Raw genomic sequence first — 25,539 nt, 5'->3', positions numbered from 1 at the left:
CACCGCGCTCCGTATGGCACGGCATGTCCGCCTATGGCATACCCGATGCGGCGCTCCGCGAGGAAATCGGCTAGGCGCCCGGATGACCCGCCCGGTCGAGCAGTCCGGTACGGGCGGCCAGCGCGGCGGCCTCCAGCCGGGAGCCCACGCCCAGCTTCATCAGTACCCGCTGGACGTGGGTGCGGGCGGTGCTGGGGGCGATGGACATGCCGGCCGCGATCAGCCGGGTGTCCTCCCCCTCCGCGACCCGGACCAGCACCTCCACCTCGCGCGGGGTGAGCAGCCGCAGCAGCCGGCTGCCCTCGTCGTCGGGCTGGACGGCGGGGTTGAGCAGCTCCGCGAAGGCGCCCTGGAGGAGCTGGGGGGCGACGGCCGCCTCACCGGCGCGGGCCTTGGCCAGCGCCCGCTCCACGCCTTCGATGCGCTCGTCCTGGCGTACGTAGCCGGAGGCGCCGGCGGCGAAGGCGGCGGCTATCCCGCGCGGACTGGGCACCGGGCCCAGCACCACCACGGCGATCTGCGGCCGTTCCCGCTTGATCCGCACCACCGGCTCGAACACCCCCGGTTCGGCGGGGGTGGCGGTGCCCAGCAGGCACACCTCCGGGGACCGGCTGATCACCAGTTCCGCCGCGCCGGCGGCCGGAGCGGCCGCGGCCAGCACCCGGTGCCCGCGGAGCTTCAGCGCGGAGGCGAGCGCCTCGGCCAGCAGCCGGTGCTCGTCGACCACCATCACCCGTACGCCCATGTCCCGGCAAGCTACACGCTTGTTCGAGGGTGCGTCCGGGTAACCGCGCAGAAGCCCCCGGAAGGGCTGACCTTCCGGGGGCTTCCGGGACGCTCGCGGGCCTGCCGCGCGCCGTCAGTGCGTGGTGAACGAGACGAACAGGTAGTCCTTCTCCTCCACGTTCGCGGAGTTGCTGGAGTTGCTGATGATGTCGTCGGCGATGAACAGCCGGCCCTTGTGGTAGCGGAACTCGGCCGATCCGGGGACGAACCCGGTCTCGGCCCGGCGGATGTCCTTGTCGTCGGGGTTGACCATCAGCACCGTCTGCTTCATCGTCGCGCCGTCGATGCTGACGACCTGTCCGCCCTTGTCGTAGGGCGGCCGCTTGTAGGCGATGATGTTCGAACCGTCCATGCGCAGCGGGAACATGGTGTACCGCTCGCCGGCGTCGGCCCGGTCGGTGGTCTGCTTGCCGGTGTTGAGGTCGAAGGACACGATCTCGTTGGTCCGGGGACCGCCCGCGTTGCCGGTGCCCTGGTGCTCGATGGACGGCAGGTAGACCTTGCCGTTGCCGACCACGATCTTCTGGCAGCGCTCGACCTCGGTGTAACCGCACTTCGGGTCGTAGTTGCCGGAGGTCAGCGAGATGGTGGTCTTCAGCTGACCGGCCTCGTCGATCACGAAGATGTCGCTGACGCCGGTGGCGTTGGGCGCGCTGCGGTTCACGTTCGCGGCGACCACCAGCGGCTTGGTGGAGAGGATCTGCCCGTACTCGATGCCCTGGGACATCTTGTACGAGTACTTGGGCGCGCCGGTGTTCGGGTCGAGGACCTGCGCGTGCAGGGTCTGGCTGCCGAGCCGGCCGCACTTGCGGAGGACGCCGAGGGCCTCGCCGCCGCCGTAGCCCATGTCGTAGCAGCCCTGGCCGTCGACCTTGGGCTCCCACAGGACCCGGCCGTCGTTCAGGCTCCAGGCACCGCCGCCGTGGACGCCGCCGGCGGCGACGGTCTGGCCGCTGATGGTGACCTCGTCCAGGCGGATCTTGCGGTCGCCGCCGGTGCTGGACTTGGCCTCGGCGGACCAGAGCAGCTTGCCGGAGTTCAGGTCGATGACGCCGACGCTGTTGCAGGTGGGCGACTTCTCCTCGGCGGTGGGCAGCTTGTACTGGAAGAGGACGGCCGTCTTGTTGTCGGAGACGTGCTTGCTGGCGGCGCACACGTGGCCGGGCAGCGGGACCGTCCACTTCTGGCTGCCGTCGTTCAGGTTGTAGCCGACGACCTTGGCGATGTCCGACTTGGCGTAGACGGTGTCGGTGACCCAGGAGCCGTAGGTGCCGATGGTGTTGTAGCCGCCGTCGGGGGCGGGCGGGACCTTCGGCTGCTCGACGTTGACGAGCACCTTGGAGTTGACGTTCCCGGTGGCCTTCTCGCTGCCGCCGGAGCCGCCCGGCTTGTTCTCGCCGGCGGCTGACGAGCCGTTGGCGCTGGGTTCGACCGTGCCGCCGTCGTCGCCGGCGACCAGCCAGACGCCGCCCGCGATGATCACCGCGATGGCCACCACGGCGGCACCGATGATCATCAGCTGGTTGCGCTTGGCCCGGGCGCCGGGGTTGCCGGCGGGGGCGTTCTGCGCCTGGAAGACGTGCTGCGGCGTGGTGGGGTAGCCGGGCTGCTGCGGGTAGCCGTAGCCCTGCTGGGGGTAGCCGTAGCCCGGCTGCCCCGGCTGCCCGACCGGATGTCCGGGCTGTCCGGGCTGCCCCGGGTGGCCGGGCTGCTGGGCGCCCGGGGCCTGCGGGGGCGCCGGGGGTACGGGCGGGGCCTGCGGGGGCGCCGGCGGTACGGGCGGGGCCTGCGGGGGCGCCGGCGGTACGGGAGGTGCCGCCGGGGGCGTGGGCGCGCCGAAACCGGCCCGGGGGTCCTGCGGGGCGCCGAACCCGGCCCGGGGGTCCTGGGGCGCGCCGAAACCGCCCGCGGGCGGCTGGTTCGGCGGCTGCGGGGGCTGGTTGGGCGGGGGCGGGGGCGGGGTGCTCATCGGGTGGCGTTGCCTCTCGTTCTCACTTGCCGAAGACCATCAGGAGCTTCTCCGGTCCCGAGTTCCTCCCGCTCAGACGGCTGGCGGAGAGGAAGAGCCGGCCGTCCGCGAAGTCGACCTGCGGGCTGAAGAAGGTGCGTTCGACCGTCGCCGCACCGGACGGGTTGCGCAGCAGGGTGGTGGGCTGGCCGCCGGCGGCCGGGTAGGAGACCACCTCGCCGCCCTTCTCGAAGCCGGGCTCCAGGTAGGCGATGAGCCGGCCGTTCTCCGCCTTCAGGGGGAGCGCGCTGCGGCCCTCGCCGGAGGGGACGCGCCACTTGACCTTGCCGGTGCCCAGGTCGAAGGCGGCGATCTCGTTGGGAGATCCCTCGGTGGGCATGTACATCGTGTTGGCGGCGCCGTCGACGACGACGCCCTGGCAGCTCTGCGGTCCGGCGAAGACGGAGAACCCGCAGCGGGCCGAGAACTTGCCCTCGCCGCTGAGGTTGGTGCGCAGCTTGCCGTCGTTCGTGAAGACCGCGATGGCGCGTTCCTTGGTGGCGCGCTTGGTGGCGTCCACCACGACCGGGTCGGTGGAGTACACCTTGCTGACCGACCAGCCCTTCTCCAGCTTGAAGGTCCACTGGGGCTTGCCGGTGGCCGGGTCGACGCTCTGGAGTTCCTCGCTGTCGCCGCCGCAGCCGGCGATGGCGATCAGCTTGGTGCCGCCGCCCGCGAAGGAGTTGGGCTTGCAGCCGGTGGCGGGCGGGCCGAAGAGCTTGTCGCCGGTGCTCACCTTGAAGGCGCTGGCCGTGCCCATGCGGCTGACGGTGACGGTGTCACCGGTGATGGCCAGGGTGGAGGTGGTCATGATGTCGAAGGGGCCCTCCTTGGGCACCTCCTTCGTCCAGCCCTCCTTGCCGGCCTTGAGGTCGATCAGCTTCAGCTGGTTGCAGTCGCCGGACTCGCTGGTCTTGACGGCGAGGACCGTCCTGGCGTCGGCGGTGCGCTGGCCGGTGGCGGCGCAGATGGTGCCGTTGATGGGCACGGTCCAGCGCTGCTTGCCGTCGGTCACGCCGTAGGCGGTGACGGACTTGTAGACGGCCTTGACGACGGTGTCGCCGACGACCCACTGGGCGGGCGCCTCGGCGCCGCCGCCGGGCAGCTCGACCTGGTTCGTCTTGAGCCAGAGCACCTTGTCCTCGCCGGGCTTGCGGCCGGCGTTGAGGTCCTGCTCGGTACCGCCGTCACCGCTGCCGTCGCCGTCGTCCACGGAGGCCGACGGGGACGGCCCGCCCGGCTTGGCGTCGCCGCTCGCGCCGGGAGTGCCCTGGGCGGTGGGGGTCGTGGAGTCGCCGTCGTGGACGAAGGCGAAGTAGCCGCCGGTGCCGAGGACGAGGACGCCGGCCACCGCGGCCGCGATCAGGACGGTGGTCTTCCGCTTGCCGGGCGGGGTGGGGAAGGGCGGGCCCTGCGGGGGGCCGGGCGGCATCGGCGGCGGGAAGCCGTAGCCCTGCGGGGGCTGCTGGGGATACCCGTGCGGGGGCTGCTGGGGTTGCTGGGGCTGCTGCTGCGCGTAGGGGTTGGGGCCCTGCTGCGGGTAGCCGTACCCCTGTTGCGGTGGTCCGGGCAGGTGCCCGTAACCCTCGGGAACAGGCGGCGGGTTCGTCATCAGCGCATACCTTCGCTTCGGGCGGCCGTGGGGGGATGACCTTTCTACCACCCGGCACCGACGCGGCACGGGCCGGTCGCACCCCTGTTCCCAAGGGAGGACCGGCCCGTGATGCCGTCGTTATGGGGGCCCGGGGGCCGTCCGGCGCCGGGTCAGGCCCCGGCCTCCTCGGCGAGCTCCAGCCAGCGCATCTCCAAGTCCTCCCGGTCGGAGAGGAGTTCGCGGAGCTCCGCGTCGAGTTTGGCGACCTTGTCGTAGTCGGTGGCGTTCTCGGCGATCTGGGCGTGCAGGTTGCTCTCCCGGTCGGACAGCTTGTTCAGCTGCCGCTCGATCTTCTGGAGCTCCTTCTTGGCGGCCCGCGCGTCGCCCGCCGAGGAGGTCTTGGCGGGGGCCGGAGCGGGCGCCGGGGCGGCCGCCTCGACCATCCGGCGGCGGCGCTCCAGGTACTCGTCCAGACCGCGCGGCAGCATCCGCAGGGTGGCGTCGCCGAGGAGCGCCATGACGGTGTCCGTGGTCCGCTCGATGAAGAAGCGGTCGTGGGAGATGACGATCATCGTGCCGGGCCAGCCGTCGAGCAGGTCCTCCAGCTGGGTGAGCGTCTCGATGTCGAGGTCGTTGGTGGGCTCGTCGAGGAAGAGGACGTTCGGCTCGTCCATCAGCAGCCGCAGGAGCTGGAGCCGGCGCCGCTCGCCGCCGGAGAGGTCGCCGACCGGCGTCCACTGCTTCTCCTTGGTGAAGCCGAACTGCTCGCACAGCTGGCCCGCCGTCATCTCGCGGCCCTTGCCGAGGTCGACCCGGTCGCGGACCCGCTGCACGGCCTCCAGGACCCGCAGGGACGGGTCGAGCTCACCGACCTCCTGCGACAGGTAGGCCAGCTTGACGGTCTTGCCGACGGTGACGGTGCCGGCCACCGGCTGCGACTCGCCCTGGGTGCGGGCGGCTTCGGCCAGGGCGCGCAACAGGGAGGTCTTGCCCGCGCCGTTGACGCCGACGAGGCCGATCCGGTCGCCGGGGCCGAGCTGCCAGGTGAGGTGCTTGAGCAGCACCTTGGAGCCGGCCTGGACGGACACGTCCTCCAGGTCGAACACGGTCTTGCCGAGGCGGGCGTTGGCGAAGCGCATCAGCTCGCTGCGGTCGCGGGGCGGCGGCACGTCCGCGATGAGGGCGTTCGCGGCCTCGATCCGGAAGCGGGGCTTCGAGGTGCGGGCGGGGGCACCGCGGCGCAGCCAGGCGAGCTCCTTGCGGACCAGGTTCTGCCGCTTGACCTCTTCGGTGGCGGCGATCCGCTCGCGCTCGGCGCGGGCGAACACGTAGTCGCTGTAGCCGCCTTCGTACTCGTGGACGGCGCCGCGCTGGACGTCCCACATGCGGGTGCAGACCTGGTCGAGGAACCAGCGGTCGTGGGTGACGCACACCAGGGCGGAGCGGCGCTCCTGCAGGTGGGCGGCGAGCCAGGCGATGCCCTCGACGTCGAGGTGGTTGGTGGGCTCGTCGAGGACGAGCAGGTCCTGCTCGGCGATGAGCAGCTTGGCCAGGGCGATGCGGCGGCGCTCGCCGCCGGAGAGCGGGCCGATGACGGTGTCCAGGCCCTGGCCGAAGCCGGGCAGGTCGAGGCCGCCGAACAGGCCGGTGAGCACGTCGCGGATGCGGGCGTCGCCGGCCCACTCGTGGTCGGCCATGTCGCCGATGATCTCGTGCCGGACGGTGGCGGCCGGGTCGAGGGAGTCGTGCTGGGTGAGGACGCCGATCCGGGCACCGCCGGTGTGGGTGACCCGGCCGCTGTCGGGCTCCTCCAGACGGGCGAGCATCCGGATGAGGGTGGTCTTGCCGTCGCCGTTCCGGCCGACGACTCCGATCCGGTCCCCCTCGGACACGCCGAGGGAGATGCCGTCGAGCAGGGTACGGGTGCCGTACACCTTGCTGACTGCCTCGACATTGACCAGATTGACGGCCATCAGACGCGCTCCAGGGAAAGGGAAGGATCAGCCCCTCAGCCTAACCTTCCCGCCGGGCCGTGAGCGCTCGACCAGCGCCCATCCGGTGACCACCATCCCGATGGCGACGGGCGCGGTCACGGGCACGGCGACGAGGACGGCGCTGTGGCCCTCCAGCAGCCCGCCGAGGCCGGTCATGGAGAGCCCGAGCACCCCGAACAGGCACAGTGCGATCCCGCAGGCGGCGATCGCTCCGGGCCCGGGCGCCGCCGGCCGGGCCGGCGGCGGGGTCTCGAACCGGCGGAACACGGCGACGAGCAGGGCGGTGCCGGCGGCGGCGAGGACGACCCGTACGGGCAGCTGCGCCCACCAGGCCGCGGTGGCGGGCCGGGGCAGCGCGGGGCCGAGGGCGAGCTGGGCGGCGTACACGCCGAGCATGGCGGTGAGGTGCCAGAGGAAGGCGGTCATGGCGATGCCGTTGGCGGCGACGACGGCCCGCCACGCCCGGGGCCGGGCGAGCATCCGGGCGGCGGGCCCGCGGAGCAGTTCCACGGCGCCGACCAGCCAGAGGGCGTGGCAGAGCAGGGCGAGGGTGGGCGGGGCCATGTTGGAGACCTTCTCGCCGGGCATCCCGACCATGGACAGCGGGTACGGGCCGAGGGCCACCAGCAGGACCGCGCCGGCGAGCCCGGCGGCGGCGAGGGCTGCCGGGCGGGTGATCCGGCCGTCGGCGCGGAGGAAGCCGAGCTGGTGGACGGCGAGCCAGACGAAGGCGAAGTTCAGGAACTCCAGGTAGGGCACGCCGGCCGCGAACCGCAGCCCGTCGACGGCGGCGGCCGCGGCCGCGAGGGCGGCGGGCACGGCCCAGCCGTGGCGCTCGTGCAGGTGGAGCAGGGGCGGGGTGAGGGCGACCATGGCGAGGTAGATCCCGATGAACCACAGCGGCTGCGTGACCAGCCGGAGCGCGGCACCGGTCAGCCCGTGCCCGCCGCCGGCGGCCTGCACCGCCAACGCGAGCGCGGCCCACACCAGGACGAACACCAGCGTCGGCCGCAGCAGCCGCCGCAACCGGGCCCGCACGAAGGCGGTGTAGACGGGCTGCCCGCCGAGCCGCCGGGCGAGGGAGCGGTGGCTGAGCGCGTGCGAGAACCCGCCGACGAAGAAGAACACGGGCATGACCTGAAGCAGCCAGGTCAGCGGTTGGAGCCCGGGCAGGACGGCGAGCAGGTTCCCCATGCGGCCGTCCGGGGTGACGGCGGCCATGAGCCAGTGCCCGAGCACGACGGTCGCGAGCGAGGCGACGCGCAGGAGGTCGACGTATCGGTCCCGCCCGGCGGGCGTGGCGGCGGCGATTTCACCGGCGGTGTGTCCCATGCGGACACGTTCCCGGCCGGCCGGGTGCCCGCGGCACCGCTCGGCTACTCATCTCCGCCTGAGTACCGGTGTCGGCCCAGCCGGACCGCCTTGACCGGCGGGCCTGCTAGGCCGGGAGGACGGTGGCTCCCGGGGCCGGGGAGGGGGCCGTGCGGGTGGTGCGGCAGGTGCCGGACGCCTCCAGGGCCGCGGCGACCTTGAGGGCGGACTCCTCGTCCCGGACCAGGAACGCCGTCGTCGGGCCGGAGCCGGAGACCAGCGCGGCCAGCGCACCCGCCTCCGTGCCGGCGGCGAGCGTGGCGGCCAGTTCGGGGCGCAGGGACAGGGCCGCCGCCTGGAGGCCGTTCGACAGCTCCCCGGCCAGCGCGTCGGGGTCGCCGGACGCGAGCGCGGCGAGCAGGGCCGGGGACGCCTCCGGCGCCGGGACGTCCTGCCCGGCGGTCAGCCGGTCGAACTCGCGGAACACGGCCGGCGTCGACAGTCCGCCCTCGGCGACCGCGAACACCCAGTGGAAGCGGCCCGCCGCGACCGGCGTGAGGAGTTCACCGCGCCCGGTGCCCAGCGCCGCCTCGCCGACCAGGCTGAAGGGGACGTCGCTGCCCAGCTCCGCGCAGATGGCGAGGAGCTCTTCCCGCGGCGTGCCGAGCCCCCACAGGGCGTCGCAGGCCAGCAGGGCACCGGCGCCGTCGGCGCTGCCGCCCGCCATCCCGCCGGCGACCGGGATCCGCTTGGCGATGTGCAGGTGGACGGCGGGCTCCAGGCCGTGCCGGGCGGCGAGGAGCGCGGCGGCCCGGGCGGCCAGGTTGGTGCGGTCCAGCGGGACCTGGTCGGAGTCCGGGCCCTCGCAGGTGATCCGCAGCCCGTCGGCCGGAGTGGCCGTGACCTCGTCGTACAGGCCGACGGCGAGGAAGACGTTGGCCAGGTCGTGGAACCCGTCGGGCCGCGCGGCGCCCACCGCCAGCTGGACGTTGACCTTCGCGGGGACGCGTACCGTGACGCCGGCGGCGGCGCTCACAGCGCGGGCCTCTCGGCCGCGGGCTTGTGCTCGGCGATGGCCGCGAACTCCTCCACGGTGAGGGCCTCGCCGCGGGCCTGCGGGGAGATCCCCGCCCCGACCAGCGCGGCTTCGGCGGCGGCCGCCGAGCCCGCCCAGCCGGCCAGCGCGGCCCGCAGGGTCTTGCGGCGCTGCGCGAAGGCCGCGTCGATCACGGCGAACACCTCGGACTTGGAGGCGGTGGTCCGCACCGGTTCGGCCCGGCGGACCAGGGAGACCAGCCCGGAGTCCACGTTGGGCGCGGGCCAGAACACGTTGCGGCCGATGGCGCCGGCCCGCTTGACGTCGGCGTACCAGTTGGCCTTGACCGAGGGCACGCCGTACACCTTGTTGCCGGGCTTGGCGGCCAGCCGGTCGGCGACCTCGGCCTGCACCATCACCAGGGTCCGCTCGATGGTGGGGAACCGGTCGAGCATGTGCAGCAGCACCGGGACGGCCACGTTGTACGGCAGGTTGGCTACCAGCGCGGTCGGCGCCGGGCCGGGCAGCTCCTGGACGAGCATCGCGTCGGAGTGCACCAGGGCGAACCGGTCGGCCTTCTTCGGCAGCCGGGCCTCGATGGTGGCGGGCAGCGCGGCGGCCAGGACGTCGTCGATCTCCACGGCGGTGACGCGGTCGGCGGCCTCCAGCAGGGCGAGGGTCAGCGAGCCCAGTCCGGGGCCGACCTCGACGACCACGTCCTCCGGACGCACCTCGGCGGTGCGGACGATCCGGCGGACGGTGTTGGCGTCGATGACGAAGTTCTGGCCCTTCTGCTTCGTCGGTCGGACGCCGAGGGCCCCGGCCAGTTCCCGGATGTCGGCCGGCCCGAGGAGGGCCTCGTTGCCGGCGCTGCTGTCGTGCTGCTCTGCGGTGCTCACCGGTAAAGCCTACGGCCGCAGTGCGGCCACGGACTCGCCCCCCGCTGCACGTAGAGCTTCTTCGCCCGGTACGTCTGTTCCGCCCCGCTCGCGTCCTGGGGGCGTCCGCTGCCGCCGAGGCCCTGCCAGGTCCGTACGTCGAACTGGTACAGGCCTCCGTAGGTGCCGGACGGGTCGACGGCGCCGGGCCGCCCGCCGGACTCGCACTGGGCCAGGGCGCCCCAGTCGAGCCCGTCCGCCCCGGCCACCGAGGTGGGCAGCGGCTTGGTGCCGACCTTGATCAGGGCGTCGACGGGCTCGCGGACGGTCTCCTCGGCGATCCGGCGGGGCTTCTGCCGGACCCCGTTGACCGTCCGGAGGGCGAAGGTGACCCGGCGGGCGCCCGGACGGCCGGCCCGTTCCACGACCTCGGTCCCGGCGAACAGCCCGGGGTCCTTGACCCGCCTGGTGGCGTACGGGATCTGCTCCTCGCGGACCTCACGGGTGCCGGTGATGCGCAGGACGGTGACGGTCTGGCCGTCGCGCGGGAAGGAGTCGGGCGGCACGGAGGTGGTGTCCTGGCCGCTGAGGACGATGCCGGCCTGGTCGAGGGCCTCGCGGACGGTGGCGGCGTTGGTGCGGATCGTGGACTCGCGGCCGTCGGCCATGAAGGTGACGCTGCGCTCGGTGCGCACGTTGAGGGCGAGGCCGCGGCGCGGGACGGGCGCGCTGCGGGACGCGGACAGGTAGGCGCCCTCCACCCGTACGCCGAGCTGCCGCAGGGCGGCTTCGACGGTGACGGCGGTGGTCCAGGCCTGGCGTTGTTCGCCGTCGAGGGTGAGCCGGAGCGGGCGGCCGTAGCGGACGACGATCTCGTCGCCGTCGTCGAGGTCGGAGCCGGGGGCGGGGGCGACGAGGTCGTGCGCGCCGATGCCTACGCCCTCGCGGCGCAGCAGTTCGTCGACGTCGTCGGCGAAGGTGTGGAGGGTGCGGGGGACCCCGTCGACGGTGAGGCGGACGGACTTGTCGGCGGCGACGAAGGCGGAGGTGCCGCCGGCGAGGAAGGCGACGACGAGGGCCTGCGGGACGATGCGGCGCCAGCTGTCCGCGGCGGGCCGGCCGGCCGGAGCGCCGCGGCGGCGGCCGCCGGTCCGGGCGGGTGCGGGGGTGGCGGGCGGGGCGGGGGCCTTGCGGCGCCGGCCGGGACGGGGGCCGGGGACCGGGGCGGTGGGGTCCGGCGGGGCCTGGTCCGGGAGGTGGGGGTCCGGGAGGGTCGGGGCGGGGGCTGCGGGGTCGGGGCCGTCGTGGGGGTCCGCCGGGAGGGGGCCGGCCGGCCCGTAAGGATCGGGGGCGTACGGATCGGGGGCGTACGGGCCGCCCGCGGCCCCGTCCGGGTACGGGCTCGGGTACGGGTACGGCTCCCGGGGACGGGCCGGGCCGGGGTCCGGGCCCGCGCCGCCGTACCGGCCGGCCTCCGAACCGCCGTAGGGATCGGGGTACGCGCCGGGCTGCGCGACTGGGTACGGGTCGGGGTGCGGATCGGGAAACGGCTCGGGGTACGCGTACGCCTCCGGGTACGGGTACGGGTACGGGGCGACGGCGGCGCCCGCGTACGCCGGCGCCGGGCCGCCGTAGGGGTCCCCGTACACGTCCGGCTCCGCGTACGCGTCCGCGTACGGCTGGGTATCGCTCACGGCGCTCGCTCCACTGGTCCGGCCCCCGCTGGTTCGGGCAGGGGAGACTAGCGGAGCGGCGGTCACGGAGTAAATCCGTGTGGTCACACAGCGTGTCGGCGACCCGGCCGGAGCCCTAGTAGTCGAAGGCGCGTGCGGTGTTCGCGGCCAGGGCCTCGCACAGGTGGTCCACGTCGATCCCGCGGACCGCGGCCATCGCCCGGACGGTGACGGGAATCAGGTAGGGCGCGTTGGGGCGGCCGCGGTACGGGGCCGGGGTGAGGTACGGGGCGTCCGTCTCGACCAGGACCCGGTCCAGCGGGGTCACGGCCAGGGCGTCGCGCAGCGGCTGGGCGTTCTTGAAGGTGACGGTTCCGGCGAAGGACAGGTAGTAGCCGGCTTCCGCGCACTCGCGGGCCATGTCCGCGTCGCCCGAGTAGCAGTGGAAGACGGTGCGCTCGGGGGCGCCTTCCTCGCGCAGGATGCGCAGCACGTCGGCGTGGGCCTCCCGGTCGTGGATGACCAGGGCCTTGCCCTGCCGCTTGGCGATCTCGATGTGCGCGCGGAAGGAACGCTCCTGCGCGGCCATGCCGTCGGGCCCGGTGCGGAAGTAGTCGAGCCCGGTCTCGCCGACCGCCTTGACGTGCGGCAGCGCGGCCAGGGACTCGATCTCGGCGAGGGCGTCGTCGAGGGCGGCCTCGCCGCCGCCGGGCCTGGCCCCCTGCCGCGACCAGCCGTCCGGATCCCCCAGGACGATGCGGGGCGCCTCGTTCGGGTGTAGGGCGACCGCCGCGTGGACGCTCTCGTACGCGGCGGCGGTCTCGGCCGCCCACCGGGAGCCCTTCACGTCGCAGCCGACCTGCACGACGGTGGTCACGCCCACCGAGGCGGCCCTGGCGAGTCCCTCCTCGACGGTTCCGCGCTGCATGTCGAGGTGGGTGTGGGAATCGGCCACCGCCACCCGGAGCGGTTCGGGCAGCGGCGGCATCTCGTCCTTGGAGCTCATACGGCCGATCTTATGACCGGCCCAGCCACGACCTGAGGCGGGCACGGAGGCCGCGGCCCTCGCCCCGGTCCTCGGGCGTCACCCGGACCGGTCCCGGCGAGTCGTGCGGTACGGCGCCGGGGGCGCCTGCGGTGAGCCGCTCGCCGGAGCCGGTGCGCCCGGCCCGGTGGCGGCCCCGCCGCTCGTGCTCGGAGTGGCCGGCCGCGGTGGCGGGCACGGGGCCCGCGATTCCCGGCGCGATGCGGCTGTAGTGGTACAGGCGGTCGAGCGTGCCGAGCACGGACGACACCTGGCCCTCCCGCATGATGCGGACCACGTGGCCGCCGCAGTTGAGGCAGGTGGGGTTGGACAGCGGTGAGGGGACGCGTTCGCCCGCGACCGTGTAGACGATGAAGGGCTGGCCGTGGGCGTCGGTGTGGTGCTCGATCTCGTAGCCCTGCTCCCAGCCGTAGCCGCAGCGCATGCAGGCGAAGGAATAGGCCTCGTGCACCCTGGGAACTGCCGGGGCGGGGCCGGTCACCGGGGTGTCTGCGATCTCACTCATGCCTGCTCCTCCTGTCCGCCGGTGGTCACTCACCAGTGGACGCCTCGGCGGGCGGGAGCGCATCAGGCCATGTCGACTGTTGGACCGTCTTTGGGAGAATCCTTCCCAAAGCGCCCGCTGCGCGGCCTAGGCTTTGCCTTTCAGGTTAGCCCTTTACTCGTTTACGGCACCTTTTGTTCCGCGTTCTTTGCCGCGACCACGGCGTCGAACACGTCACGCTTGGGCAGGCCCGCCTCGGCCGCGACGGCCGCGATGGCCTCCTTGCGCCGCTCGCCCGCCTCCTCGCGCACCCGCACCCGGCGCACCAGTTCCGAGGCGTCCAACTCACCGGGGCCCTGGGCCGGGGCGCCCTCGACCACGACCGTGATCTCGCCGCGCACGCCCTCGGCGGCCCAGGCGGCCAGTTCGCCGAGCCCGCCGCGCCGGACCTCCTCGTACGTCTTGGTCAGTTCGCGGCAGACCGCGGCCCGCCGGTCCGCGCCGAACACCTCGGCCATCGCCGCCAGGGTGTCGTCCAGCCGGTGCGGGGCCTCGAAGTAGACGAGGGTGCGGCGCTCGGCGGCGACCTCGCGGAGCCGGCCGAGCCGCTCCCCGGCCTTGCGGGGCAGGAACCCCTCGAAGCAGAACCGGTCCACCGGCAGCCCGGACAGGGCCAGCGCGGTCAGCACCGCGGACGGGCCCGGTACGGCCGTCACCCGGATCCCCTGCTCCACTGCGGCCGCGACCAGCCGGTAGCCGGGGTCGGACACGGACGGCATGCCGGCGTCGGTGACCAGCAGCACCCGGGCCCCGCCCTGGAGGGCCTCCACGAGCTCGGGCGTCCTGGCGGACTCGTTGCCCTCGAAGTACGACACGACCCGGCCGGTGGTGTGCACGCCCAGGCCCTGGGTGAGCCGGCGCAGCCGCCGGGTGTCCTCGGCCGCGACCACGTCCGCCTTCTCCAGCTCGGCGGCGAGCCGCGGCGGGGCGTCCGCGAGGTCGCCGATCGGGGTGCCGGCGAGGACGAGGACTCCGGTGTGGGCGGGCTGCGTATCTGTCACCCCCACATCCTCTCAGCCCGCGCCGCCCGTACCGGTCCCGCAACCGATCGGCGGATGGGAGCGGCCGCCACGGATCCGTTCCCTACGATGACCCGGTGACCAGTACCGCGACGCTCCACAAGCCTCCCGCGCCCGACCCGTCCCGCCGGCCGGCCGACGTACGCGCGCGCCTGGTGCCGCCGTACGCAGAGCCGTCCGCGCAGCTGTGGGTGGCGCTGGGGGTCCCGGCGGCGCGGACGGCGGCCGTGAACCGGCTGCTGGCCTGGGCGGGTCCGCTGCTGGTCGCGCTGGTCGCCGGCGTGCTGCGGTTCTGGCACCTGGGCAGCCCGAAGGCGGTGATATTCGACGAGACGTACTACGCCAAGGACGCCTGGGCCACCATCAGGCAGGGCTACGAGGCCAGTTGGCCCAAGGACATCGACAAGTCGGTCATCGCCAACCCGGACGGGGTCGCGCTTCCGCTGGACCCTGGCTACGTGGTGCACCCGCCGGTCGGCAAGTGGGTCATCGGCCTCGGCGAGTGGATGTTCGGGTTCGAGCCGTTCGGCTGGCGGTTCATGACGGCCGTGCTCGGCACGCTGTCCGTGCTCATGCTGTGCCGGATCGGCCGCCGGCTGCTGCGCTCCACCTTCCTCGGCTGCCTGGCGGGCGCCCTGCTGGCCGTGGACGGCCTGCACCTGGTGATGAGCCGCACGGCACTGCTGGACCTGGTGCTGATGTTCTTCGTGCTGGCCGCGTTCGGGGCGCTGCTGATCGACCGTGACCGGGCCCGGGCCCGGCTCGCCGCCGCGCTGCCGGTTGACGGAGACGGCCGGGCCCGGCCGGACGCGGTGGTCGCGGAGACGCTGCGGCTGGGGTGGCGGCCGTGGCGGCTGGTCGCGGGCGTCAGCCTGGGCCTGGCGTTCGGCACCAAGTGGAACGGCCTGGTGGTCCTCGCCTTCTTCGGCATCCTGACGGTGCTGTGGGACGCCTCGGCCCGGCGGGTGGCGGGGGCGGGCGCCCCGTACGCGTCGATGCTGCGACGGGACGCGCTGCCGGCCTTCGTCTCGACCGTGCCGGTGGCGATCGGCGTGTACGTGGCGTCCTGGACGGGCTGGATCCTCAGCCCCGACGACGGCGACGGCGGCTACTTCCGGGACTGGTCGGCGAAGCAGGGCGGGGTGCCGTGGCTGCCGGACTGGCTGACCAGCCTGTGGCACTACGAGACCGAGGTCTACAGCTTCCATGTGAACCTGCACGACAACCACACCTACGAGTCCAACCCGTGGAGCTGGCTGGTCCTGGGCCGTCCGGTCTCCTACTTCTACGAGTCGCCGTCGCCCGGCACCGACGGCTGCCCCGCGACCGAGACCGCCAAGTGCGCCCGGGAGGTCCTCGCCCTCGGCACCCCGCTGCTGTGGTGGACGGCCTGCTTCGCCCTGCTGTACGTCCTGTGGCGGTGGGCCTTCCGCCGCGACTGGCGCGCGGGCGCCATCGCCTGCGCGGTGGCCGCGGGCTACCTCCCCTGGTTCAACTACCAGGAGCGCACCATCTTCTACTTCTACGCGGTGGTGTTCGTCCCGTACCTCTGCCTGGCGGTGGCGATGCTGGTGGGCGCCTTGCTGGGCCCGGCCGGCTCGACCGAACGCCGGCGCGCGATCGGCGCGATCGGGGCGGGCGTGCTGGTGCTGCTGATCGTCTGGAACTTCATCTACTTCTGGCCGGTCTACACGGGCCAGACCCTCCCCATGGACGCCTGGCGCAACCGCATGTGGCTGGACACCTGGGTGTAGCGGGTACGACGCGGGCCCGGCCCCCGGGCGTCGGTGACGCCGGGGGCCGCGGGCGGTGGGTGTCAGCCGCTGCTCTGCAGAGGGAAACCCGAGAACCCGTCCTCGGTCTGGTAGATGAGCGCGATGTTCCTCGCAGCGAGCAGGTCCTTCACGTCCGGTGTGGGTTCGTCCGGCAGTAGGACCGCCGTGCGCAAGGTGTTCTCACCGGGGATGTGCCGGCGGTAGTCGGCGAGCTGGCCGATGGCCATGCGGACGTTGTTGCGGCTCGCCTGCCCCTTGGCCTCGTAGAGGACGTGGTCGGTCTGGTCGTACAGGTCCGGGGTCAGCACTCCGGGCTCGCCGGCCACCGTGATCTGGAAGCTCTTGAACGAGTGACCGGCTTGGGCGAGGTGCTCCTCGAACGCCTTGACGAGAACGCCCTCACGTCGCATCACTCGCCGGATGCCGCCGGCCACGTTCGCCGTCGTTTCACCGGTGACGTGCTGCTCGGTGTTCTTTTCCGTGACTCCCACCTGGGCGGGGAGAACGCCGAGCTTCGCCGCCGGCTCCATGTCGAGGACCGTCGTCTTCGTGGCGGGCTGCATCGCGTCCTTCTCCGTGAGCAGCAGGTTCTGCCCCTGCGCCGCTCTGAGCCGGAAGACGAGTACGCGCCGCAGCTCCCCCTGCTGATCGGGGGCGCGGCGTTCCACGAAGGGCTGGATCGGGTCCACGACCACCTGCCCGACGTACCTCTGGAGGACGGTGGCACTGCCCGCGACCCTTCCGTCCGCAACGAACAAGTGGACCTCGCGTCCGTTGCGAAGGGTGTCGTGGAGGACCTTGTTGCCCCGGACGAGATCCTGGTCGCCCTCACCGCCGGCCCCGGTGTACATGTACAGGGTCCCGTACTCGTCGTCGTCAGCCTGACCGTCGAAGGTGTAGCCGTGCTTCGCTCCGGCGGCCGGGTCCGAGAACACGAAGACCATTCCTGATGCCTTGGCCGGAACGATGCCACCGCTGTACTTCGAGCCCCCGAAGGTTTGGGCGATCTGTTCCCTGGTGGTGGTCAGCCCCGGCTCAAGGATGATCTTTGTCATGCCGTTGAACCTAGCCCCAGGTTCAGCCGACTTGCCAGGGATCTACCTGTCGCACTGGACACTAAGGCCCAGATATTTGAACATGTTCATACAGTTGTGTCTTCTGGGGAGGGGACTGTCTTGAACGGGGTGGGCAAGGGGGCCGTGGTCGGCGGGGTGTTCCTGCTGATGGTGGGCGGCGCCGGGTACGGGGTCTATTCGCTGATCGGGGCCGAGACCGGCGGCGCCGGAGGTACGGAGGGGAAGGCCGCGGCGGTCGGCAGCGGGCCGCCGACGGCGGCGGAGGTCGAGCGTACGGCGAAGGGGTTCCTGGCCGCCTGGGCCGCGGGGGACGAGCGCGCCGCGGCGGACCTGACGAACGACGCGGGGTCGGCTCAGCCGGCCGTGGCCGAGTTCCGGACGAAGGCGCACGTCACCAAGGCGGTGATCACCCCCGGCGCCCCCGCCGGGGCGACCGTGCCGTTCAAGGTCGAGGCCGAGATCGGCTACGAGGGCGGTACGCGCCCGCTCGTGTACGAGTCGAAGCTGACCGTGGTGCGCGGGGCGACCACCGGCAAGGCGCTCGTGGACTGGCAGCCGTCCGTGCTGCACCCGCAGCTGCAGAAGGGCGAGAAGCTGCGTACGGGCACCCCCGAGGCGCCCCCGGTCACCCTGGTGGACCGCAACGGCAAGGAGCTCTCGGCGGACGCGTACCCGTCGCTGCGGCCCGTGCTGGACCAGCTGCGCAAGGCGTACGGCGCGAAGGCGGGCGGCAGCCCCGGCACGGCGCTGTGGATCGAGCCGGCGCTGGCGGACGCGCCCGAGCGGATCCTGCTGACGCTGGCCGAGGGCCGGCCCGGGCGGATCCAGACCCGGCTGGACGCGGTGGTGCAGGCGGCGGCGGAGAAGGCGGTGGCCAAGTACCCGGAGTCCTCGGCGGTCGCGGTCCAGCCGAGCACCGGCGACATCCTGGCGGTGGCCAACAACCGCCGGGACGGCTTCAACGCCGCCATGCAGGGCGCCCGCGCCCCCGGCTCCACGATGAAGATCGTCACGGCGGAGATGCTGCTGGACAAGGGCCTGGTGGCGGCCGACCGGGTCGCGCCCTGCAACGCGACCGCGACGTGGGACGGCCGGACCTTCGGCAACCTCAAGGGCTTCAAGCTGGACGGCGCGACCTTCGCGACCAGCTTCGCGAAGTCCTGCAACACGGCGTTCATCGGCCAGATCGACGACGTGGGCGACAACGGCGCGCTGCCGCGCGAGGCGCGCGAGGTGTTCGGCATCGGCCGGGACGACTGGAAGACGGGCGTCCCGTCGCGGGACGGCACGGTCCCGGAGAGCTCGGGCCCGGCGGCGGCGGCCGCGTACATCGGGCAGGGCGAGGTCCAGATGAACCCGCTGAACATCGCGTCGATCACGGCGACGGCGAAGACGGGCGTCTTCCGGCAGCCGGTGATCGTGCCGGCCTCGCTGGACGGCCGGGCGCTGGCGACGGCGGAACGCCGGATGAAGCCGGAGGTCCGGCGGCAGCTCGTCGCGATGATGCGGCAGACGGCGACCAGCGGGACGGCCGCGGGGGCCATGGCCGGGGTCGGCGGGGACAAGGGGGCGAAGACCGGCTCGGCGGAGGTCGACGACGCGGCGAGCCCGGACAGCTGGTTCACGGGGTACAGCGGGGACGTGGCCGCGGCGGCGATGGTGGAGGGCGGCGGGCACGGCGGCGACACGGCGGGCCCCCTGGTAGCCACCATCCTCCGCGCCCGCTGACCCCACCCCCGGCCCACGGCCGCCCCGGCCCATCGGCCCGCTCGTCCTGCACCGCCCCGGCCCATCGGCCCGCTCGTCCTGCGCCGCCCCGGCCCACCGGCCCGCTCGGCCGCCGCCGGGGCCCGCGTCGGACCACCCGGCCGCCCGCCGCGTGCGCCCCGTCGGCGGGCCGGCCGGACGCGCCGGGCCGGGCCGGGCCGCGTCGGGCCGGGTCGGGTCGGGCCGGGCCGGGCCGGGTCGGGTCGGGTCGGGTCGGGTCGGGTCGGGTCGGGCCGAAGCTACGTGAGGGACTTGCGGAGCGCCTGGATCAGGGACTGGGCGCGGGGGTCCGCCGTGACCGACTTCGCCAGCGCGTTGGTGACGTACCCGAAGCCCACCCCGGCCGACGGGTCCGCGAAGCCGAGGGAGCCGCCCCGCCCCGGATGCCCGAAGGACGCCGGCGAGAGCAGCGGCGACGCCGGCCCGTGCAGCATGTACCCGGGACCGAAGCGCGTGTTGACCACCAGGACGCGGTCCGGCCCGGCGGAGACCTCCGTGCCGGCCAGCGCCGTCATCGCCGGCGTGAAGATCCGCGCGCCGTCCTCGACCACGCCCACCGTGGCCGCGTAGAAGCGGGCCAGCCCGCGCGCCGTGCCGATGCCGGCCGACGCGGGCAGTTCCGCCGCGCGCCACTCCGGCGCGTTCTCGTCCGGCAGCGGGTCGATCGCCGCGAACGCCCGCCGGGTCAGCGAAGCCGGGTCCGCGTACGCCTCGGAAACGTTCCTTCGCGGCCGGGTCCGCAGTGCGCCCGCCCGCTCCGGAGGGTCGACCTGCGCCACCCGGCCCACCCGGTGGGCCTCCGCCCCGGGCAGCCCGATCCAGAAGTCCACGCCCAGCGGCTCCGCTATCTCCTCGGCCAGCCAGGCGCCCAGCGACCGCCCGGTGACCCGCAGGACCAGCTCGGACAGCAGCCAGCTGTAGGTCTGCGCGTGGTAGCCGTGCGCGGTGCCCGGCTCCCAGAAGGGCCGCTGTGCGGCGGTCTCCCGCGCCCCGGTGGTGCCGTCGACGGCCTCCGCCGGGGTGAGGTTCCGGTCCAGGGCCGGTACGCCCGCCCGGTGGGCGAGCAGGTCCCGGACCGTGGTCCGGTCCTTGCCGCCCGCCTTGAACTCGGGCCAGTACGCGGAGACCGGCGCGGCCAGGTCGAGCAGCCCCCGCTGGTGCAGCAGCAGCGGTACGGCGGCGGCCACGCCCTTGGTGGCCGAGCGGACCACGACCGCGGTGTCCTCGGACCAGGCCGGGCCACCGGCGCCGTCCGCGTCCCGGGTGCCGGCCCACAGGTCCACGACCTTGCGCCCGTCCCGGTACACGGCGACCGCCGCGCCCCGGTCGCCCAGCACCTCGAAGTTCCGCGCGAACGCGTCCCTGACGGGCTCGAAGCCCTCCGCCACCACACCCTGGATGTCCACGGCCGGTGCAACACCCACGAATGTGCGCCTATGCCGCGCTCGCGCCTTCGTTATGTCACCGCAACGCGCCCCGCGCCGTCGGAAGCGGGGTGCGCGGGTCGAAGCCGAAGGGCAGCTCCAGCCGGTGGGCGCGCATCAGCTCCTCGTCGCAGAGCAGTTCCCGGGTGTCGCCGTCCGCCGCGATCACGCCCCCGCTGAGCACCACCGAGCGGGGGCAGAGCTCCAGCGCGTACGGGAGGTCGTGGGTGACCATCAGCACGGTCACGTCCAGGGAGCGCAGGATGTCGGCGAGTTCCCGCCGCGAGGCGGGGTCCAGGTTGGAGGAGGGTTCGTCCAGGACGAGGATCTCCGGCTCCATGGCCAGCACGGTCGCGACCGCGACCCGCCGCCGCTGCCCGAAGGACAGGTGGTGCGGGGGCCGGTCGGCGTAGCCGGCCATGCCGACCCGTTCGAGCGCGGTGCGCACGCGCTCCTCCAGCTCGGCGCCGCGCAGTCCGGCCGCGGCCGGGCCGAACGCGACGTCCTCGCGGACGGTGGGCATGAAGAGCTGGTCGTCGGGGTCCTGGAAGACGATCCCGACCCGGCGCCGGATCTCGGGGAAGTTGCGCTTCTCCACGGGCAGCCCGGCCACCTTCACCGTTCCGACGCCGCCGCCCAGGATCCCGTTCAGGTGCAGGACGAGGGTGGTCTTGCCGGCGCCGTTGGGCCCGAGCAGGGCGACCCGCTCGCCGGCCCCGACGGTCAGGTCCACCCCGAACAGGGCCTGGTGGCCGTCGGGGTAGGCGTAAGCCAGGCCGGACACCTCCAGCGAGGGGACCGGTTCGGGCGCGGATGCGGGCCTGGGCGCGGATGCGGTGTTCACGAGATCCATCCCATCAGACAGACGGCCAGCGCCGAGACGGGGAGCACGGCCGCGTACGCCCACTGGGCACGGCCGGCCGTCACCTCGTCGATCGCGGGCATGGCACCGGCGTAGCCGCGGCTGACCATCGCCAGGTAGACCCGTTCGCCGCGCTCGTACGAGCGGATGAACAGGGCGCCGGCGGTCTTGGCCAGCACGCCCCAGTGGCGGATGCCGCGCGCCTCGAAGCCGCGGGAGCGACGGGCGACGGACATGCGGCGCAGCTCGTCGGTGACCACGTCGCCGTAGCGGATCATGAAGGAGGCGATCTGCACGAGCAGCGGCGGGAGCTTCAGCCGCTGGAGGCCGAGCAGCAGCTCGCGCAGTTCGGTGGTGGAGGCGAGCAGCACGGAGGCGGCCACGCCGAGGGTGCCCTTGGCCAGGACGTTCCAGGCGCCCCAGAGTCCGGAGACGGACAGGGACAGGCCGAGGAACTCGGTCCGTTCGCCTTCGGCGACGAAGGGCATCAGGACGGCGAAGGCGACGAACGGGACCTCGATCAGCAGTCGGCGCAGCAGCAGCCCGGCCGGTACGCGGGCCACCGCGGCGACCCCGGCGAGCAGGACGGCGTAGGCGCCGAAAGCCCACATGGCCTCGCGCGGGGTGGAGACGACGACCAGGACGAAGGCGAAGGCGGCCGCGAGCTTGCAGTGCGGGGGCAGGGCGTGCACGGGCGAGTGCCCGTGCACGTACAGCTTGTGGGTGTGCCCCGCGCCCATGTCAGACCGCCGTGGCTTCGGTGGCCGCGCCGTTGCCGGAGCCGGTGCCGTCGGCGTCGGCGTCGGCGGCGCGGCGCCGGCTGCGGGCCGCCCAGAAGATGCCGGTGCCGACGGCGACGGTCGCGCCGACGCCGATGACGCCGGCGAGGCCGACGGAGAGCCGCTCGTCGTCGACGTCCTTCACGCCGTAGTCGGCGAGCGGGGAATCGGCGGTGGCGTGCTCGTACTGGTCGGCCTTGGCGTCGATGCCCTGGTCGGCGGCGACCTTCTCCAGGCCGTCGGGGCTGGCGGAGGCGTAGAAGGAGACGAAGCCGGCCAGGACCAGGGCGGTGACCAGGCCGGTGGCCCACACCTTGCGGGTGGAGCCGGTGGACGCCGGGGCGGGCCGGGCGGCGGCCGGGGCGTCGACGAGTTCGCCGTCGACGCGGAGCTTCAGCGGGGCGAGGAGGCCGCGGGCGCCGTGGACGAGGTCCGGGCGGACGGCGAGGACGGCGCCGACGGTCGCGGCGGTGATGGCGGCCTCGCCGAGGCCGATGAGCAGGTGCACGCCGACCATGGCGGTCAGCACCTTGCCGACGGGCACGTCCGTGGTGCCGCCGACGGCGTAGAGGGCGGTGAAGGCGGCGGCGGAGGCCGGCACGGAGACCAGCGCGCCGGCGAAGGCGGCGACGGTGACGGAGGTGCGGACCTTGGGCAGGACGGCCAGCAGGCCGCGGAAGACCAGGTGCGCGGTGATCACGGTGACCACGCCCATGACCGTGATGTTGACGCCGAGGGCGGTGAGGCCGCCGTCGGCGAACAGGATGCCCTGCATCAGCAGGACCACGGAGATGCAGAGCACGCCCGTCCAGGGGCCCACCAGCATCGCGGCCAGCGCGCCGCCCAGCAGGTGGCCGCTGGTGCCGGCGGCTACGGGGAAGTTGAGCATCTGGACGGCGAAGACGAACGCGGCGACGAGGCCGGCGAGCGGGGCCGTCCGCTCGTCGAGTTCCCTGCGGGCACCGCGCAGGCTGACGGCCACGGCGCCGGCGGCGGCCACGCCGGCCGCCACCGAGACGGGTGCGTCGATGAATCCGTCGGGTACATGCATGGAGTGCACTCCGCTTCGCAGCTCTTCACAAAATCTTTAACCGTCCCAGGATCCCGTCAGTTGCAAACCGTTGGCAATAGCGGGCGGGTCACAAAACCGCCCGCGCGGGTTCGTCGGAATGTGCGAGGCTGGAGAGCAATACGGACTGCTTTGTTCCGCTTTGTGGCGCGAGATACGAGGAGTCGGCCGATGTCTGCGACCACCACCACCGCCGTCGAAGAGCGGGTACGCGCCCGAGTGATCACGGACGACCCCCTCTACCGCGCCATCCCCGTGGCCCTGCGGTTCGACCCCGCCGAGCCCCTCGCCGTGCGGATCGTCTTCCCCGCGGGCCTGTCCCCGGACGGGGTCGAGAACCAGTGGGTCTTCCCGCGCGCCCTGCTGGAAGCCGGGCTCCAGGCCCCCTCCGGCAGCGGGGACGTACGCGTCTGGCCCTGCGGCCGGGTGCAGGCGGTGGTCGAGTTCCACTCCCCGGAGGGAGTGGCGGTGGTGCAGTTCGACATCGCGGCCCTGCGCCGCTTCCTGCGCCGGACGTACGCGGGCCTCACCCGATAGGCCGAAGGCCCGGCCCCCGGTTTTGGCGAATTCCGGGGGCCGGGCCTCCTTTGGTACGCACCGGACGGGACGGGCCGCCGCGGGCCCGGCCGCGTCAGGCGTTGACCAGCTCGCGGTCCGCGTCCGGGCCCTGCTTGCCGGCGGGCGCCTCGGCGGACTCCAGGTGCTTGCGCAGCCCCTCGCCCTCCACGTCCACGTTCGGCAGCGCCCGGTCCAGCCACTTCGGCAGCCACCAGGCACGGTGTCCGAGCAGCGCCAGGACCGCCGGGACGATCGCCATCCGTACCACGAAGGCGTCGAAGAGGACGGCGATGGCGAGGCCGAAGCCGATCATCTTGACCATCTGGTCGTCCATGCCGATGAAGCCCGCGAACACCGCGATCATGATCACCGCGGCGGCGGTGACCACCCGGGCGCTGTACTGGAAGCCGGTCACGACGGCCTGGCCGGGCCGCTCGCCGTGGACGTACGCCTCGCGCATCCGGGTGACCAGGAAGACCTCGTAGTCCATGGCCAGGCCGAAGACGACGCCCACCATGAAGATCGGCATCATGCTCATGATCGGGCCGGGCTGGGAGACCCCGAACAGCGAGCCCAGCCAGCCCCACTGGTACACCGCGACCACCGCGCCGAGCGCGGCGACCACCGAGAGCAGGAAGCCGAGCGCGGCCTTGAGCGGGACCAGGACCGAACGGAAGACCACCATCAGCAGCAGGAAGGCGAGGCCGACGACGAGCGCCAGGTAGGGCAGCAGGGCGTCGTTCATCTTCTGCGAGAAGTCGATGTTGATCGCGGTCTGGCCGCTGACCATCACCTTGCCACCGGCCCCGGCGGTCTCGCGGATCTCGTGGACCAGCTCCTCGGTACCGGCGGAGGACGGCCGGTCGGCGGGGATCACGGTGATGATCGAGGCGTTGCCCGCCTTGTTGGGCTGGGGCGGCAGCACCATCGGGTTGCCGTCGGGCGCCTTGGCGATGCCGTCCAGCCCGGCCAGCTTGCGATGGGTCTCGTCGGCGAGCTTCTTGTCCCCGTCGACGACCACCATCAGCGGGCCGTTGAAGCCGGGGCCGAAGCCCTCGGAGAGCAGGTCGTACGCCTTGCGCTCGGTGGTGGCGACGCCCTTGGCGCCGTCGTCCGGCAGGCCCATCTCCAGCTTGGCGACCGGGATCGCGACGGCGCCGAGGCCGATCACACCGGCGAGCAGGACCATCACGGGGCGGCGGAGCACGAACCGGGCCCAGCGGGTGCCGGCGTTGGGCTTGTCCTCGTGGCCGGCCGGCTTGGCGCGGCCGCCGCCGAGCAGCTTGCTGCGCTGGCCGGCGGGGAGCACCTTGCGGCCGAAGATGCCGAGGGCGGCGGGGACCAGGGTCAGGGCGACGAAGACCGCGATGACGACGGTGCCGGCGGCGGCGACGCCCATCTTGGTCAGCATCGGGATGTTGACCACGGCGAGGCCGACCAGGGCGATGACCACGGTCAGGCCGGCGAAGACCACCGCGGAGCCGGCGGTTCCGACGGCCCGGCCGGCCGCCTCGTCGCGCTCCCGGCCGTCGGCCAGCTCGGTGCGGTAGCGGGAGACGATGAACAGGGCGTAGTCGATGCCGACGGCGAGGCCGATCATCATCGCCAGGGTGCCGGTGGTGTTGCCGAGGTCCAGGACGTTGGCCAGGGCGGTGATCGAGGAGACGCCGATGCCGACGCCGACCAGGGCGGTCAGCAGCGGCAGGCCGGCCGCGACGAGCGAACCGAAGGTGATCACCAGTACGACGGCGGCGACGGCGATGCCGATGGCCTCGCTGGAACCGGTCTCGGGGGCGGCCATCAGGGCGTCGCCGCCGATCTCGACCTGGGTCGCGGAACCCTGGACGGCGGAGCCCGCGTCCTTGAGCGCCTCACGGGTGTCGTCGGTCAGCTCCATGCCGCTGACCTTGTACTTGGCGCTGATGTAGGCGACGGAGCCGTCGTTGCTGACGGCCTGTGCCTGGTAGGGGTCGGCGACCGAGGCGATCTGGTCCTTGCCGGGCCCGTTCCTCAGGTCCGAGACGATCTTCTCGACCTGGGTCTTGACGGCCGGGTCGGTGACCTTGGCCCCCTCCGGGGCCTTGATCACGATCCGGGCGGTGGCGCCGTCGGCGCTCATCTCGGGGAAGCGTTCTTCCAGCAGGTCGAAGGCCCTCTGGGCCTCCGTGCCGGGTATGGAGAAGGATCCGGCGCTGGGGGCGGAGGCCGTCGCCGCGCCGAAGCCGGCGGCGACGAACAGCGCCACCCAGGCGAGGGCGACGAGGAAGCGGCGCCGGAACGCGCCTCTTCCGAGCCGGTAGAGGAAGGTGGCCACGTCGGTGGTTCTCCCGTTCGAGTCGTG

At 73.4% G+C, this 25,539-nt stretch carries 20 protein-coding genes; 3 read left to right on the top strand and 17 right to left on the bottom strand.

Annotation, left to right across the window (positions count from 1 at the left end; genetic code table 11):
* Positions 1-70 precede the first annotated feature (70 nt).
* The 11 genes from ACFY61_RS18080 to rsmI form a co-directional block, all read right to left on the bottom strand.
* Positions 71-745, bottom strand: a complete 675-nt coding sequence (locus ACFY61_RS18080) for a response regulator transcription factor (RefSeq protein WP_389473073.1) — start codon at positions 743-745, stop codon at positions 71-73.
* 114 nt (positions 746-859) lie between these two features.
* Positions 860-2,755 carry a PQQ-binding-like beta-propeller repeat protein gene (locus tag ACFY61_RS18075; protein ID WP_389473071.1) on the bottom strand — a complete coding sequence of 632 codons (1,896 nt, stop codon included), beginning with the start codon at positions 2,753-2,755 and terminating at the stop codon, positions 860-862.
* 22 nt (positions 2,756-2,777) lie between these two features.
* Positions 2,778-4,406: a PQQ-binding-like beta-propeller repeat protein gene (locus ACFY61_RS18070; RefSeq protein ID WP_389473069.1), complete on the bottom strand. Its 1,629-nt coding sequence runs from the start codon at positions 4,404-4,406 to the stop codon at positions 2,778-2,780.
* A 152-nt stretch (positions 4,407-4,558) separates the two neighbouring features.
* Complete coding sequence (locus tag ACFY61_RS18065) at positions 4,559-6,361, bottom strand: ABC-F family ATP-binding cassette domain-containing protein (protein ID WP_389473067.1); 1,803 nt, start codon at positions 6,359-6,361, stop codon at positions 4,559-4,561.
* A gap of 27 nt (positions 6,362-6,388) precedes the next feature.
* A complete protein-coding gene (locus ACFY61_RS18060; RefSeq protein WP_389473066.1) occupies positions 6,389-7,714 on the bottom strand; it encodes an acyltransferase in 1,326 nt (441 codons plus the stop codon).
* Positions 7,715-7,820: 106 nt separating this feature from the next.
* Positions 7,821-8,729, bottom strand: a complete 909-nt coding sequence (locus ACFY61_RS18055) for a 4-(cytidine 5'-diphospho)-2-C-methyl-D-erythritol kinase (protein ID WP_389473065.1) — start codon at positions 8,727-8,729, stop codon at positions 7,821-7,823.
* The gene (gene rsmA, locus ACFY61_RS18050) at positions 8,726-9,628 is read right to left on the bottom strand and encodes a 16S rRNA (adenine(1518)-N(6)/adenine(1519)-N(6))-dimethyltransferase RsmA (protein ID WP_389473064.1); all 903 of its coding nucleotides are present in this window, start codon (positions 9,626-9,628) and stop codon (positions 8,726-8,728) included. The genes ACFY61_RS18055 and rsmA overlap by 4 nt, the downstream gene beginning before the upstream one ends.
* Positions 9,625-11,301 carry a ubiquitin-like domain-containing protein gene (locus ACFY61_RS18045; protein WP_389473063.1) on the bottom strand — a complete coding sequence of 559 codons (1,677 nt, stop codon included), beginning with the start codon at positions 11,299-11,301 and terminating at the stop codon, positions 9,625-9,627. The genes rsmA and ACFY61_RS18045 overlap by 4 nt, the downstream gene beginning before the upstream one ends.
* 115 nt (positions 11,302-11,416) lie before the next feature.
* Positions 11,417-12,286 carry a TatD family hydrolase gene (locus ACFY61_RS18040; protein ID WP_389473060.1) on the bottom strand — a complete coding sequence of 290 codons (870 nt, stop codon included), beginning with the start codon at positions 12,284-12,286 and terminating at the stop codon, positions 11,417-11,419.
* Between the two features lie 10 nt (positions 12,287-12,296).
* Complete coding sequence (locus tag ACFY61_RS18035) at positions 12,297-12,830, bottom strand: hypothetical protein (protein WP_389473057.1); 534 nt, start codon at positions 12,828-12,830, stop codon at positions 12,297-12,299.
* Positions 12,831-12,991: 161 nt separating this feature from the next.
* Entirely contained in the window at positions 12,992-13,870 is an 879-nt protein-coding gene (rsmI, locus tag ACFY61_RS18030; RefSeq protein WP_389473055.1) for a 16S rRNA (cytidine(1402)-2'-O)-methyltransferase, read from the bottom strand.
* A 173-nt stretch (positions 13,871-14,043) separates the two neighbouring features.
* Here rsmI and ACFY61_RS18025 point away from each other — a divergent pair, with 173 nt between their 5' ends.
* Positions 14,044-15,642: a dolichyl-phosphate-mannose--protein mannosyltransferase gene (locus ACFY61_RS18025; RefSeq protein WP_389473244.1), complete on the top strand. Its 1,599-nt coding sequence runs from the start codon at positions 14,044-14,046 to the stop codon at positions 15,640-15,642.
* A gap of 62 nt (positions 15,643-15,704) precedes the next feature.
* On the opposite strand, the gene ACFY61_RS18020 is transcribed toward ACFY61_RS18025, so the two are convergent.
* Entirely contained in the window at positions 15,705-16,718 is a 1,014-nt protein-coding gene (locus ACFY61_RS18020) for a hypothetical protein (protein WP_389473052.1), read from the bottom strand.
* A gap of 120 nt (positions 16,719-16,838) precedes the next feature.
* On the opposite strand from ACFY61_RS18020, the gene ACFY61_RS18015 reads away from it, so the two are divergent.
* Positions 16,839-18,467: a penicillin-binding transpeptidase domain-containing protein gene (locus tag ACFY61_RS18015; protein ID WP_389473050.1), complete on the top strand. Its 1,629-nt coding sequence runs from the start codon at positions 16,839-16,841 to the stop codon at positions 18,465-18,467.
* 278 nt (positions 18,468-18,745) lie between these two features.
* Here ACFY61_RS18015 and ACFY61_RS18010 read toward each other — a convergent pair whose 3' ends face one another.
* Genes ACFY61_RS18010 through ACFY61_RS17995 form a run of 4 tightly spaced genes read right to left on the bottom strand, consistent with a single transcriptional unit; the run spans position 18,746 to position 22,622 of the window.
* Entirely contained in the window at positions 18,746-19,912 is a 1,167-nt protein-coding gene (locus ACFY61_RS18010) for a serine hydrolase domain-containing protein (RefSeq protein ID WP_389473243.1), read from the bottom strand.
* A gap of 55 nt (positions 19,913-19,967) precedes the next feature.
* A complete protein-coding gene (locus ACFY61_RS18005) occupies positions 19,968-20,783 on the bottom strand; it encodes an energy-coupling factor ABC transporter ATP-binding protein (RefSeq protein WP_389473048.1) in 816 nt (271 codons plus the stop codon).
* Positions 20,771-21,532 carry a cobalt ECF transporter T component CbiQ gene (cbiQ, locus tag ACFY61_RS18000; protein ID WP_389473045.1) on the bottom strand — a complete coding sequence of 254 codons (762 nt, stop codon included), beginning with the start codon at positions 21,530-21,532 and terminating at the stop codon, positions 20,771-20,773. Before cbiQ ends, ACFY61_RS18005 begins: the two co-directional genes overlap by 13 nt.
* A gap of 1 nt (position 21,533) precedes the next feature.
* On the bottom strand, positions 21,534-22,622 hold the full coding sequence (locus ACFY61_RS17995) for an energy-coupling factor ABC transporter permease (RefSeq protein WP_389473043.1): 1,089 nt from the start codon (positions 22,620-22,622) through the stop codon (positions 21,534-21,536).
* Positions 22,623-22,811: 189 nt separating this feature from the next.
* Between ACFY61_RS17995 and ACFY61_RS17990 the strand changes: the two genes are divergently transcribed.
* A complete protein-coding gene (locus ACFY61_RS17990) occupies positions 22,812-23,177 on the top strand; it encodes an SsgA family sporulation/cell division regulator (RefSeq protein ID WP_389473040.1) in 366 nt (121 codons plus the stop codon).
* A 94-nt stretch (positions 23,178-23,271) separates the two neighbouring features.
* Here ACFY61_RS17990 and ACFY61_RS17985 read toward each other — a convergent pair whose 3' ends face one another.
* On the bottom strand, positions 23,272-25,512 hold the full coding sequence (locus ACFY61_RS17985; RefSeq protein WP_389473038.1) for an MMPL family transporter: 2,241 nt from the start codon (positions 25,510-25,512) through the stop codon (positions 23,272-23,274).
* Positions 25,513-25,539: the final 27 nt, after the last annotated feature.

Source organism: Streptomyces sp. NPDC012888 (genome assembly GCF_042900645.1).
Taxonomy (GTDB): Bacteria; Actinomycetota; Actinomycetes; order Streptomycetales; family Streptomycetaceae; genus Streptomyces.
This window is presented reverse-complemented; position numbering and strand designations above follow the sequence as displayed.